12 protein-coding genes are annotated in these 12,448 nt (G+C 63.2%); 7 read left to right on the forward strand and 5 right to left on the reverse strand.

Annotated elements, in window-relative coordinates; translation table 11 throughout:
• Positions 1-46 precede the first annotated feature (46 nt).
• The 3 genes from BLS26_RS06485 to BLS26_RS06495 form a co-directional block, all read right to left on the reverse strand.
• Positions 47-1,090, reverse strand: coding sequence for an alpha/beta fold hydrolase (locus tag BLS26_RS06485; protein ID WP_092509449.1), 1,044 nt, complete (start codon positions 1,088-1,090; stop codon positions 47-49).
• A 190-nt stretch (positions 1,091-1,280) separates the two neighbouring features.
• Entirely contained in the window at positions 1,281-1,580 is a 300-nt protein-coding gene (locus BLS26_RS06490; protein WP_172804556.1) for a hypothetical protein, read from the reverse strand.
• A 161-nt stretch (positions 1,581-1,741) separates the two neighbouring features.
• Positions 1,742-2,671, reverse strand: coding sequence for a LysR family transcriptional regulator (locus BLS26_RS06495; RefSeq protein ID WP_092509451.1), 930 nt, complete (start codon positions 2,669-2,671; stop codon positions 1,742-1,744).
• 203 nt (positions 2,672-2,874) lie between these two features.
• Between BLS26_RS06495 and BLS26_RS06500 the strand changes: the two genes are divergently transcribed.
• The 5 genes from BLS26_RS06500 to BLS26_RS06520 all read left to right on the forward strand — a co-directional run bounded on the left by BLS26_RS06500 (position 2,875) and on the right by BLS26_RS06520 (position 6,650).
• On the forward strand, positions 2,875-3,585 hold the full coding sequence (locus BLS26_RS06500; protein ID WP_092509453.1) for an SDR family NAD(P)-dependent oxidoreductase: 711 nt from the start codon (positions 2,875-2,877) through the stop codon (positions 3,583-3,585).
• Positions 3,586-3,663: 78 nt separating this feature from the next.
• A complete protein-coding gene (locus tag BLS26_RS06505; protein ID WP_092509455.1) occupies positions 3,664-4,914 on the forward strand; it encodes a YbfB/YjiJ family MFS transporter in 1,251 nt (416 codons plus the stop codon).
• A gap of 169 nt (positions 4,915-5,083) precedes the next feature.
• Positions 5,084-5,302 carry a DUF2158 domain-containing protein gene (locus tag BLS26_RS06510; protein ID WP_157676333.1) on the forward strand — a complete coding sequence of 73 codons (219 nt, stop codon included), beginning with the start codon at positions 5,084-5,086 and terminating at the stop codon, positions 5,300-5,302.
• Entirely contained in the window at positions 5,299-5,550 is a 252-nt protein-coding gene (locus tag BLS26_RS06515; protein ID WP_092509459.1) for a hypothetical protein, read from the forward strand. The genes BLS26_RS06510 and BLS26_RS06515 overlap by 4 nt, the downstream gene beginning before the upstream one ends.
• A 194-nt stretch (positions 5,551-5,744) precedes the next feature.
• Entirely contained in the window at positions 5,745-6,650 is a 906-nt protein-coding gene (locus BLS26_RS06520; protein WP_092509461.1) for a hypothetical protein, read from the forward strand.
• Positions 6,651-6,682: 32 nt separating this feature from the next.
• Here the strand turns inward: BLS26_RS06520 and BLS26_RS06525 are convergent, their stop codons facing one another.
• Entirely contained in the window at positions 6,683-7,795 is a 1,113-nt protein-coding gene (locus BLS26_RS06525) for a YcaO-like family protein (RefSeq protein WP_210186252.1), read from the reverse strand.
• 314 nt (positions 7,796-8,109) lie between these two features.
• Between BLS26_RS06525 and BLS26_RS06530 the strand changes: the two genes are divergently transcribed.
• Positions 8,110-8,511 carry a hypothetical protein gene (locus tag BLS26_RS06530; protein WP_092509465.1) on the forward strand — a complete coding sequence of 134 codons (402 nt, stop codon included), beginning with the start codon at positions 8,110-8,112 and terminating at the stop codon, positions 8,509-8,511.
• Here BLS26_RS06530 and BLS26_RS06535 read toward each other — a convergent pair.
• Positions 8,508-10,463, reverse strand: a complete 1,956-nt coding sequence (locus BLS26_RS06535; protein ID WP_157676337.1) for a BTAD domain-containing putative transcriptional regulator — start codon at positions 10,461-10,463, stop codon at positions 8,508-8,510. The two genes, BLS26_RS06530 and BLS26_RS06535, sit on opposite strands and share 4 nt — an antisense overlap.
• Before the next feature lie 446 nt (positions 10,464-10,909).
• On the opposite strand from BLS26_RS06535, the gene BLS26_RS06545 reads away from it, so the two are divergent.
• On the forward strand, positions 10,910-12,382 hold the full coding sequence (locus BLS26_RS06545; protein WP_157676339.1) for a hypothetical protein: 1,473 nt from the start codon (positions 10,910-10,912) through the stop codon (positions 12,380-12,382).
• Positions 12,383-12,448: the final 66 nt, after the last annotated feature.

Genomic DNA, 12,448 nt, shown 5'->3' on the forward strand with positions numbered 1-12,448 from the left:
CCCGTTCGAACTTTTTCGAATCCGCGAAAGGGGATCAGCGGGCCGATCAGCTTCCGGCGACCTCGACGATGGCTTCGGCAAAGGCCTGCGGCGCCTCCTGCGGCAGGTTGTGACCGATGCCGCCGGTGAGCTCCCGGTGCGAATATTTGCCGGTGAACTTGTTGGCATAGACGCTGGCCGGCGGGTGTGGCGCGCCGTTGGCATCGCCTTCCATGGTAATCGTCGGTACCGCAATGACGGGAAGCGCGGCCAGCTTCTTTTCGAGTTCGAGATATTTGGGCTCTCCTTCGGCGAGCCCTTGCCGCCAACGATAATTGTGAATCGTGATCGCGACATGGTCAGGATTTTCGAGCGACACTCCGCTGCGGCTGAAGGTGGCATCGTCGAAATCCCACTTCGGCGATGCGAGTTGCCAGATCAGTTTGGCAAAATCCTTCGTGTTCTTCGCGTAACCGGCCTGGCCGCGCTCGGTGGCAAAATAGAATTGATACCACCACTGCAGCTCGAACTTCGGCGGCAGCGGCACCTTGCCGGCGTCCTGGCTGCTGATCAGGTAGCCGCTGACCGAGACCATCGCCTTGCAGCGCTCCGGCCACACGGCCGCAATGATGTTGGCGGTCCGCGCGCCCCAGTCATAGCCGCCGATCACGGCCTTCTCGATTTTCAGCGCATCCATCAGGGCAATGATGTCCATGGCGAGCGCCGCCGGTTCGCCGTTGCGCATGGTGTCACCGGAAAGAAAGCGCGTGGTGCCGTAGCCGCGCAGATGCGGGATGATCACGCGGTAGCCGGCCTGCGCCAGCAGCGGCGCGACATCGACATAGCTGTGGATGTCGTAGGGCCAGCCGTGCAGCAGAATGACGGGCGGACCATTGGAGGGGCCGGCCTCGGCATAGCCAACGTTGAGCACACCGGCATCGATCTGCTTGATCGACGCAAACGACGTGTTGGTACCCGGCTTGATCGCGGGAACGCCGGCTAGCTTGCCCGCTTGCGCCAAGGCGGAATCGCTCAGGAACGGGACGGCGGCAGCCGCCGTGGCAGCGGCACCCAGGAAGCGGCGGCGGTGATGGTTGAACTGATCAGACATGTTCTCGTTCCTCAAAAATGCGAGCTTTGTGGAGGCGGCGACAGGCGTACCGCGCGCTGCAAATTTAGGAATGATCGAGATTAAAGCGAATGCACGGCAGGCGGCAGACACAGTTTCGTGTCCCGAACGAATGATCGCTGGAATCCCCTTCCAGGTCCGTGAAATGTCTGCGAAGCCGCGGCCCGGCGGCTCAGGCCGACTTGTCGGTGATCAGCCCGGTGCGCTTGTCGTTGCCGTTCTCGGCCTGCTTCTTGATCATGTCGCGAATCTTTTCTTCGATCTTCTGCTGGGCGGCAGGATCCATCGCTTTGAACTGGTCCTCGGTGATCCCCAGTTGCGACAGCATCTGGGCATGCATGCGCTCCGCCGGCGTCATCTTCGCCCATTCGAGAAATTTCTGCTCGGCGGTCTCGGCAGGCTTCGCCGTCAGCGTGGATTTCGTCGCGCTGGTGGCCGGCGTCGCGATGGCGCCGGAAAACGAAATTGACATCATGCACTCCGGATCAAACGCGCTTTGTCCAGCAAGCTTCGTGCCATCCAGCAACATTTTGAAACAACAGCTTTATCGGAAATCGATCGCGTTTACCTGCGCGGCAAAAATTGCCGAAATCGCTTTTGTCGGAAAAATCTGCCGCGGCGAAGGCGACAACATCACGAACGCGCGACGCCTGCATCCTTGGCGAGACGCGCGAAATGACTGCGCAGCCGCGGCACCGCAAAGTCCATGAAGGCGCGGACCTTCGGCACCGAAGACCGGCCGTGCGGCGAAATCAGATGCACCGGCGTCGGCGCATGTTCGTCGCCGGTCAGCACGATTTCGACTTCGCCGTCACGGATCTGGTCGGCAACCTGATAGGAGTAAAACCGCCCGACGCCGCGCCCGCCGACGACCGAGGCCACCGCGCCGCGAATGCTGTTGATGACGAGCCGCGGCGCGAACTGAACGGTTCGCGGCACGGCGGTGCCCGGCAACGGCGGAAAGGTCCAGGATTGGGCGAGATGCGCCATGGTCACGATCTGGTGCTTGGTCAGGTCGCCGGGCTCGGCAATGCGCGGATGCTGCTTGAGATAGCGCGGCGCGGCCACCACCAGACGGCGCACCTCGCCGATCTTGGTCGCAACCATCGAGGAGTCCGGGAGATGGGCGATGCGCAGCGCGACGTCGATGCCCTCGTCGATCAGATTGACCGGCCGGTCGAGCAGCAACAGCCGCGCCGAGACGGTCGGATAGGCGTCGAGGAAAGCATCGAGGATCGGCCGCAGCACGATTTCGCCTGAGGTGACGGGCGCCGTCAGCGTCAGCGTCCCGCGCGGCGCCGATTTCTCGCCGCCGATGATGGTGTCGGCCTCATCGAGCTCGGCCAGCACCCGGCGGCACGCCGCCGCATAGCGCTCGCCGGCCTCGCTCAGCGCGATCGACCGTGTCGTCCGGTGCAGCAGTTCAGTGCCGACATGCGCCTCGAGGAAGGCGATCGCGCGGCTGACCGCCGCCGGCGAACGGCCGAGCTTGCGGCCCGCGCCGGCCAGACTGCCGACGTCGAGCGCGGCGACAAAGACTTTCATCGCGTCGATACGGTCCATCGTTCCTCCTCGGCAGGGACAGGCTTGGGCAAGGCCAGCCGTCGCCCGCGATGGCCCCATCATCCCCCATTCAATCGCCTGGCGGAAGAGTGTCTGTCGAATAGCGCGTATTCGCTCGCGCTGCGAACGAGCGTACCTCCCAGATACCGGTGCAGGAAGCCCGCGAGGCACGCCTCACCCCAGGACACCAACAGGAGATCACCATGGGTATCGAACAGAAAGTCGCCGTCATCACCGGCGCATCGCAGGGTATCGGCGCCGCCCTCGTCAAGGCCTATCGCGACCGCAACTACCGCGTCGTCGCCACCGCTCGCTCGATCAAGCCGTCGAGCGATGACGACGTCCTCACGGTCGCCGGCGATATTGCCGACTGGAACACCGCTGAGCGCGTGATCAAAGAAGGCATCGCCCGGTTCGGCCGCATCGACACGCTGGTCAACAACGCCGGCATCTTCCTCGCAAAGCCGTTCACCCAATATACCGAGGCCGACTACAAGGCGGCCCTTGGCACCAACACCGCCGGCTTCTTCCGCATCACGCAGCTTGCGATCGCTGAGATGGAAAAGCAGGGCTCGGGCCATGTCGTGCAGATCACGACCAGCCTGGTGGACCATGCCAATTCCAACGTGCCGTCGGTACTGGCATCGCTGACCAAGGGCGGCCTCAATGCCGCGACCAAGTCGCTGGCGATCGAATATGCCAAGCGCGGCATCCGCGTGAACGCGGTGTCGCCCGGCATCATCAAGTCGCCGATGCATGCCGTGGAAACCCATGCGGCGCTCGGCGCCATGCATCCGGTCGGCCACATGGGCGAGATGTCCGACATCACCGACGCGGTGCTCTATCTGGAATCCGCCGGCTTCGTCACCGGCGAAATCCTGCACGTCGACGGGGGCCAGAGCGCCGGCCACTGAGCCATCCGATGCAGCTGGAATTTCGACGCCGACGCACCACGGCCGGCGGTTGAAGCGCCCAGGATACAGGAGAATGACATGACGGAGTTAAGCGCAAATATCGGAGGCGGCCGACATCTCGGCCACACGACACGCGACGAGCAGCCGGAATCGGCCTGGCGGTTTGCGATCGCCGGATTGTGCGCCTCGCTGGTCGGGCTCGGCCTCGCGCGTTTCGCCTACACCCCGCTGATCCCGGCGCTGATTTCCGCGAAATGGTTCAGCGCGTCCGATGTGGTCTATCTCGGCGCCGCCAATCTCGCGGGCTATCTCGCCGGCGCGCTACTGGCGCGGCCGGCCGCGGCGCGCATCGGCGCGGTCGCTGCGCTGCGTACGATGATGCTGCTGGCCACCCTCTCCTGCCTTGCCAGTTCGGTGCCGGTGTCATTCCTCTGGTTCTTCGTCTGGCGCTTTCTCGCCGGCCTCACCGGCGGCATCATCATGGTGCTCGCCGCAACCGTGATCCTGCCGCACACCTCGCCGGCGAGGCGCGGCATTGTCGGCGGCGTGATTTTTGCCGGCGTCGGCCTCGGCGTCGCGGCGTCAGGCACGCTGGTGCCGCTGTTGTTGCAGCAAGGGCTGCAGCAGGCATGGATCGGCCTCGGCGTTCTGTCCGGCGTGCTGACGCTGATCAGTTGGACCAATTGGCCGAAGCAGGCGCCGGCGCCGTACGCGGCGGCCTCCCCTTCGCACCCGAAGCGTCACCGTCAATCGCCCGCTGTCCGCGCCTTGCTGATCCAGTACGGCCTCAATGCGGCAGCCCTGGTGCCGCATATGGTCTTCGTCGTCGACTTCGTCGCCCGCGGCCTTGGCCAGGGTATCGCCGCCGGATCGCATTACTGGGTGCTCTATGGCCTCGGCGCCATCGTCGGTCCGTTGCTGACCGGCCATCTCGGCGACCGCACCGGATTCGGTCCGGCGTTGCGCGCAGCGTTCCTCGTCGAAGCCGTCGCGGTGCTGTTGCCCGCCGTCAGCACGGCGCCAGTCTCGCTGATCGTGTCGAGCGTGATCGTCGGCGGTTTCACGCCCGGCATCGTGCCGCTGGTGCTCGGACGCATCCACGAATTGGTACCGCACAGCGCCGAACAACAGCGCGCCACCTGGGGACACGCCACCACCAGCTTCGCCCTGTTCCAGGCGGCGGCGGCCTACGGCTTCTCCTTCCTGTTCGCCCGCACCGGCGGCGACTATTTGTTGCTGTTTCAGCTCGGTGGTGGCGCCGCGGCGCTGGCGCTCGCCATCGATCTCGTCATGGCGCTGACGGTGAAGCGGAACGACAGGAAGCCGTGACAACGCGCAAAACGCGCCGCAGAGGTTCTGGACAAAGGGCGCCGCTGCGACGCGACAATGTCGATCTTTTCGATCTCAGCCAGATTCGAACAATTCGATTCAATTCCGATAATCGCCGTGCACCCCAATGGAGCATATCGCACCTAGCCTGCCCCTCATGGAAGCTAGCGTGTCCTGGAAAAGCGGCAACGTCGTCCGGCTGTTGTCGGGCGGCGAAGCGATGACAGTCATCGGTTCCGACAGCGTCGGATCCGTGATCTGCCGGCCGCTGAACGACGAACGCCATTTGGGCATCTACGTGCCGCCCTCGTTGCTGGTGGCTGCCGATCCTGGCCCTGACGACGGCACAGCTGCGCATTCCGCGGACATGGCTACGGAGATCGCATGACGGACCGTATCAAGATCATCTGTTCCCACTGCCGCAAATCCTTCAGCGAACGGGCGCAGCGCATGAAGCCGGGCTATCAGACCCAGTGCACGCATTGCATGAGATTGATTACGTTCGACAGCAGCTCCGAAGACCCCAACATCCGGCGGCCTCTGAGAGACGCGCGGGATATCCGGTTCAAGGCCGAAGAAGCGCTCGTGCTGGCACGCATGGCGGCGCAGGCGCCGAAGCGGGATCCTGTATTTTAGAGCGACCGGCCATTTTGGTCGGCCGCGATGAGGCGCCGTCGTTTTGACGGTGCTCACACAGCTTCTGTCATATAACTGCCATAAAACATCGTCCTGAAAGACATCGGGCCACAGATATTTGAGTCGTGCTCCGCCAACATTTCGTGACAGAATTGCTACAGCGAAATGTCAGCAAAATTAAATTTGGAGCGGCGATGAATTTGGTGTGGCAGGGGCGGTCGAATCCGCTGGCGTGGTGGTGGGGTTTCCTGACCCTGGTGAGCGGCGCGAATATCGCGGCCTGGTTCATGCTTTACCGCGAGTTCCAGAACAGCCCGCTGGGCGGCGCGAGCGGCCCCGCCGACACGCAATCGATGCTGTTGCTCTGCGCCGCCTATGTCTTTGGCTGCGCCTTCCGCTCGGTGCTGCCGCGCGCGGACGTTCAACGCATCTGCCTGTTCAACACCTGGCTGTCGAGCGTTATGATCGGCCGGACCGTGGCTACCATCGCCGAGGTCTGCTTTGCGGCGCAGTGGGTCATCATCATGGACCAGTTGGGCCGGATGACCGGAGCGGACACCACCGTGAACGCCTCGCTGGCAATCTTGCCCTTGATCGTCATCGCGGAATGCTTCTCGTGGTATGCGGTGCTGACCAAAAACTTCCTGCTCAACGCCATCGAAAATTCGCTATGGGCGGTCGCCTTCTTCATCATCGCGATCGGCCTTTGCCGGTTGCTGCCGGAATTCAACGGTCCGGTTCGCCTGGCACTCGTCATTGCGATCGTCGGCATCGCCGCCTATCTGGCGTTTCTCGTCACCATCGACGTGCCGATGTACCTGAGCCGCTGGCGCGCCGGACTTGCCGAAGGCTCCAGGCTGCTCGGAATTATCGAGGGTCTTCGCGATGTCAGCACGCGCTGGGTCGTGACCCACGACATCGAGCACTGGAAGGGCGAGATCGCGTGGATGTCGCTCTATTTCAGCGCTGCGGTCTGGGCCAGTCTGGCGCTGTGCGTGGTCTATACGCTCGACGATCACCTTCCCCGCTACCGCACCGAAGCCGCGGCGGTGAGCTGGTCGTCTCAGGCAAGCGTGCAGACGGGCATCCGCACGCCGTAACCGGCATGCGGCCACTTGGCGCGATCGCCGCTTCAGAGAAGCGGCATTCCGCCGTGCTGCATGACGCCGCCGCCGGTCTCGGCAATCACGCGGGCCAATCGCGCGCCGACAATTTCGCAGGGCTCAAGCTGCAGCCCCGGCGCCAGCGCCCGAACCACCGGAACAAGGAACTGCGGACGCGTCAGGTCGATCGCATAGACGGCAATATCGCGGGCTTGCAGCCGGTCCAGAACATGCTGGAGGCTTGAAGCCGGAGTAGTCGACGGTTCTGCAAAATCCCCGGTCTGCGGCTGCAACAATGCGCACTTCTTTGTGTCGAACGTGCCGCGCCTGAGTTGCCGGCGGTCGCTTTCATTCATGGCCTCGTCGCCGGATTCCCGTCGCTTGGCAGCTACCACATGCAGGCCGAGCTCAACCTGGCACAGTTCGAAGACGGCGGCGCGGGCCGCGTCCGCGACGGTCAGGCGGGCGCCGAAGCCAACCGCGAAGCCGTACCCATCCGGACCTGTCGAGATCGCCGCAATAACCGGAATCGCGACGTCGGTGGTGATATCGAGCAGCCAGCTTGTTCGATGCCCGTGCCCTTGCCTTGCCTGCGCCAGCAATTCCGCCGCTCCGGATGCGGCTTCACTTTCCGGCGCCACCGCTCTTCCGCGGCGGCCGCCACGCCACCATAGCGCCACCGCGTCGCGTTCGATCAGTTCGAGCAGCGCACGCAAGGTGGCCTCCTCTCGCGTGACCCCCGCGGCGCATCCGGAACTGAGCTTGAGCGGCGGCTTGAAATCCTGCTCGGTGACGTGCCGGCGATAGCAAATGTCCAGCGGAAACCACATTCGGGCGCCGTCCGCCAGCCCGCTGGATGGCACCCACGCCATCGGGCGGTCGGCCTCAATGCCGGCGTATGCGAGTAGCCCGGAGATGAATTCCCTGACTTGCGTGTCAGGGCTCACGCCGTATGCGGTGAACGGGCCGCGCTCGACCGGGTCGTCGGCTTGAACAAACTGGCTGAGATACTCGATCCCTTCACCGACGCAGGACTCGAAGGCCTTTTGCGGCGACAGCCCCGAACCCGCCAGGCTCGCGGTCGGCAGGCCTTCCGGCTGCTTGCCCAGCGCCGCCGGATCGGCCTCGCCGCCGAAGAACACCAGGCCCGGCGCATCCGGAACCGGAAGCAGGAAGAGCCGGCGAAACCGGGCTGCGGCGCGCAGCATCCGGGCGCGGCCGTCAGCGCGGGCGCCATCGCCATCGTCATAACCGAGATACTGCAGCAGGCCGGACTCTGCGGAGCCCGAATGGGTAACTGGGGGGGCGGCCAATGCAGCCGCGGCTGCCTCCAGGCGAGCCGCCAGCGGGTGCTGCTGATCTCCCATCGCGACCTTCCGATTCACGCCCGATTCACACCCGGGGGGTCAATAGAGTGAGGTCAACATCGACCGGTCCATATGATGGAGAAGCTACGATGCGTGTCGAGATTGTAAATGACAATCAGAACTGGTTGAACTGGGGTACGCTCGTCCAGATCTGGATCGCGGACCCAACCCAGCGTCCCACCACTGTCAAAGAGCTCAAGGACCAAATGAACGCGCACAATGTCTGTGCGACGGTTGCGGGGGCCGACACCAGACCGGTGCAGATCCGGAGCTATATCAATGGTCCCAACGACCCGCTGATGATCATGCTTCCCGACAAGCAGATGGCGAACGACAGACTGGCGACCGTCAAACCCGGTCCGTATAATGTAATGCCGCTGTTTTACGACATCGCCTTCGGCGGGGCGCCCAGGGTCAACCTGTCGCAACAGGAAGCGCTCGATTTCGCCTTCCGGCGCATCGGCGAATACTCCGTCAACGAGTGCTGCTAATATTCGGCGTCAGCCGTGGCCGGGGCGTCGTATTCCGCCCCGCCGGTCGGCAGGCCCGCGGCCTGCAGGCCGTCGCGCAGGCGCTCCCAGTCGGCGCGACGACGTATCGGATACAGATGTAACAGCCAGCCGACGATCGCCTCGTCGGTTGCCGGTTCGGCGCCGAACCAGTTGGCGCGGACGCGGGACAGAAACCGCGCGCCTTCGGCCGCGGCCTCGGCCTTGCGCCCGAGTTGGGCGAGCGCCGCCGTGCGCCAGGCCGCCACACCCCACAGCACGTCCTGGGCCTGATCCGCGGCCTCAAGCGCCGCGGTATAATTTCCGTTGAGGAATTCGATGTCGGTTTGATAGGCCCAGTGCGTTCGACTGGGCGAAACCGTGGTGTCCAGTGCAATCTGGCCGAGCTCCGATGCACGCTTGGGGTTGCCACAGAAGGCGGACAGCAGCGCCGCCGAGATCGCGGTCCAGGAATCGTTTGGATTCAATTCACAGGCAACCTGCATATGCAACTCGGCCTGCCCGAATTGCTTCGTCATCACATGCGCCCAGGCAAGACAACGATGGGCGTGGATGTCGGCGGCATCGAGCTCGACCGCCTTGCGTGCGAGTTGCAGCGCCTTTTGCTCGCGCTCACGGGAACGCAGCACCCCCGGATGGGCAATATGCTCGATCGTGTGAATGTCCGCGAACCCGCAATAGGCCGGGACGAATTGCGGGGCTGCGGCAATGATCTCGGTGAATTGTGTTGTCAGGCGATCCCAGTGCTGCGGATCGAATGTGCGGACCAGCGTCTGGTACCGCAGCCATCTGTCGTAAACCCCGAGCGAGATATCGGGCTGCTCGGAAAGACGGCGCAGGCGCTCGGCCGACATGTGCACATTGAGCGCCATCGCGATGCGGCGAATGACGCGCCGCTGCGAGGCAAACCAGTTGTCGAGGCTCAGTTCGAATCCGTCGCTCCAGATATAGAACCCGGTGTCCACTTCCTTCAGCATCAGCGTGAGCTGGATCGCCTGTTCGGCCTGATAGGCAAACATCTGGATGACGTAGCGCGCGGCTTTTTCCTGTTCCGGGCCGGACCGCTCCAGGAATGGCGCATCCGTCACGTGCCATTCCCGGAACTTGACCAGGGAGGCAATCAGGAACTGGCGAAAGCCGACGACGAGGTGGGCCTTGTCGGAATCGACCTGTTGAATGTCGACCGGCTGGAGCGAGAGCAGGATCCGCGTTTCGGGCTTCGCCGCAGGACTGATCGCCGTCGACAGCACCGCCTGCGGTATTGCCGTGATCGGGTTCGCCGGAGTTTCGATGCCCGCATCCTGCGTCAGCACGGCGGGTTCGTAGTCCCCCATTTTGATCTCGGCGATGAGTTTCTGCGTCGCAGCCGAGGGCTCCATACCGTAGTCTTCGTCCAGCAAATCCCACAGCGACTTGTAGATGCGCAGGGCATGCGACGTGCGGCCGGCAGCCGCGTGAACGTGCATCAATCGCCGGCACGCGTCCTCGTGGGTCGGATCAAGGTTGAGGATGGCTTCCGCCAACCGGCTTTCCTGTTGCGGATCGCGTGGCTGGGCCAAGCCCTTTTCCAGGGCGCGCAACAGGCGATCGCACATCGTGTGCCGTTTGGCCTGCAGCCAGACTCTGAACGAAGAATCGAGATCGTCGAGGCCGGCCAACAGGTCGTCCGTGAGACATGGCCGTTCCAGCAACAAAGGATGCACATCCCCTGCTTCGGCTGCGTGGATCACCGCCCACGCATCCACATCGATAGCGTCCCGCTCGAACCTGATGTCATGGGCCGTGACGTTCAGGCCGTCGCAGCCGGCGTCGACAAAAACGTCACGCAGTTCGCGAATGACCTGGCGCAGCACGGCACGTGCCTGCGTTTCCTCCGACTCGCTCCACAGCAGCCCGACCAGCCGCTCGCGCGTCTCCTGCAGCGGCTCGCTCAACGCAATATAGCCGAAGATCGCCCGTAGTTTGGCGCTCTTGATCCGGATCTCGCGGCCGTCACGCCGGAGCGACAGGGGTCCGAACAACGAGAGCTGGAGCAAAGGGCGTAACTCCGTTTTCTCCTGGGCACGGCAAGGCATATCGCAGTTTGCCTATCCCGTCACCGCCTTTGCGCGCTTTCACCGCGGCAATCGGCCGGCGTCGAGACCGGCACTCGGCTTGACATGTCGGTCGCAAGCGCTCGATAATTTGGCTGCAGCATCGAGGTCATGCTCCACAATTCGGCCAGCAATTTAAGATTGATTTTATTGAATGCGCGCTCATTGGTCGAGCGGCGCGACGGGCCTCCAAAAGTTAGCATCGTTTGAGCGATCAATTTATCTGAGCGACCAACAAGCCGCATGCGGCAGCGCATAGTCAACACGTCAACCGGCGGGCTTGAGCTATGATGACCCATCCAGGAAGCCACATTGCCAGCACCAGGCTTACACTCGCTGCTGGAATTCGTGCGGGCCTCACAGGCTGCGCTGTTGCACTGTGTCTGACGGCATGGATTGCGGCCTCGAACGACGCGATGGCGCAGGCCGCGGCCCCCTGCAAGCACGATTTTTCGTGGAGTGATCCGCCGGCGCTGGAACCACCGAGCGATATCTGCGGCACTGGAGACAGTGCGGCGGATTTCTACGCCCTTTCCTGGCAGATTTTTAAATTTCTGGTTTGGCCCGCGTCGACGCAGCGTGGAATTCCCGATACCGCCAAAAAGATAACGGACGCGGGTCCGACCACCTTCGAAAGCCTCAAGGCCGACTGGGAGATCTTTCGGCAGAACGCCGAAATCCCCGCCGACTGGACCGCCTTTCCCGGCTCCGCCGATCCCTGCAACAACCATCCGAACATCGAGCCCGGCGCGCTCGTTCTCGCGAATTTCAACGAGTTTGGCGATATTGCCGAGGGCGAGTTGGGCGGCAAATCCGTGCACATGCTGGTCGCTCAAAATCGGTCCTATGTGCGCTACCAGGCCTTCTTCAACAAAAAGGTGTTCGACACGATCACCGGCAGCCGGCTGTACGACAGCAGCGCGGTTGGAAGGGTTGGGGATGCTCCGGATGGCGTGCCAGTCCCGGAAGCCACCCGGCAACCGGCCGGCGCCTTGACCGTAAAGTCGGCATGGATCGAATTGCCGGGCCCGAACCCGATCGATCCATCCCGATTTTATATCCGGAAAAGGGCCTGGGTCCAAAATCCCGATGACCACGAGTGCCGGATGGCGGATGTGGGCCTCGTCGGTCTTCACATCGTCTACAAATCGCCGTCGCGACCGCAGTGGATATGGTCGACATTCGAGCATGTCGACAATGTACCGGAGCCGCTTCCTGAATCGAACCGGAGCTACACGTTCAATGATGGCTCCAGCCTGGCCATGAAGGACGGTCCGGACGACGATTTCAAGATTCCGAGGCCGGTGGGAGCGGCCGGACCCGGCGATCCTCCGAGGCCGTACCAGGTCCAGCGGTTGCAGCCCATCACGGCCGACGCTTCAGATTTGAACCATGTTCAGCAGGAGAAGCTCAAGGAGCTCGGGAGCGTCTGGCAAAACTACAAGCTGGTCATGGCCCAATGGACGGAAATTGGAATGGCTCCTGACCATACTGCGAACCCTCTCATTCCAACTCCTTCCTGCGCCGGCCCCAATATGAGCGCCACGGCGAATACGACCATGGAGACTTTTTTTCAGGCCCAGCCCGATTGCTCCTTTCAACTGACCTGCATGGGCTGCCACGAAGGGACTCGTAGAACAGACTCGATCTGGTCAATCCCGTTCAATCGCAACAGCCCGTCCGGCATGTCCCGCTCCGGCTCCCGCGCCCTCGCGATCAAGTCGCTCCAGGACTTGCTGCAGGTTTTGCGAACAAAATAGGCAAACTCAGCCCGGCCGGGCGCGATCCCGGCCCCGTTGGCCTCATCCGATCACTTCCGGGCCGCC

Origin of the sequence: Afipia sp. GAS231 (genome assembly GCF_900103365.1) — a bacterium.
GTDB lineage: Bacteria > Pseudomonadota > Alphaproteobacteria > Rhizobiales > Xanthobacteraceae > Bradyrhizobium.

Excerpts from the sequence above, each read along its gene's own strand:
- BLS26_RS06520 (WP_092509461.1), top strand. The coding sequence starts at position 5,745 with ATGAATTTGGTGTGGCAGGGGCGGTCGAATCCGCTGGCGTGGTGGTGG.
- BLS26_RS06500 (WP_092509453.1), top strand. The coding sequence starts at position 2,875 with ATGGGTATCGAACAGAAAGTCGCCGTCATCACCGGCGCATCGCAGGGT.
- BLS26_RS06530 (WP_092509465.1), top strand. The coding sequence starts at position 8,110 with ATGCGTGTCGAGATTGTAAATGACAATCAGAACTGGTTGAACTGGGGT.
- BLS26_RS06515 (WP_092509459.1), top strand. The coding sequence starts at position 5,299 with ATGACGGACCGTATCAAGATCATCTGTTCCCACTGCCGCAAATCCTTC.
- BLS26_RS06490 (WP_172804556.1), bottom strand. The coding sequence starts at position 1,580 with ATGTCAATTTCGTTTTCCGGCGCCATCGCGACGCCGGCCACCAGCGCG.
- BLS26_RS06545 (WP_157676339.1), top strand. The coding sequence starts at position 10,910 with ATGATGACCCATCCAGGAAGCCACATTGCCAGCACCAGGCTTACACTC.
- BLS26_RS06505 (WP_092509455.1), top strand. The coding sequence starts at position 3,664 with ATGACGGAGTTAAGCGCAAATATCGGAGGCGGCCGACATCTCGGCCAC.
- BLS26_RS06495 (WP_092509451.1), bottom strand. The coding sequence starts at position 2,671 with ATGGACCGTATCGACGCGATGAAAGTCTTTGTCGCCGCGCTCGACGTC.
- BLS26_RS06485 (WP_092509449.1), bottom strand. The coding sequence starts at position 1,090 with ATGTCTGATCAGTTCAACCATCACCGCCGCCGCTTCCTGGGTGCCGCT.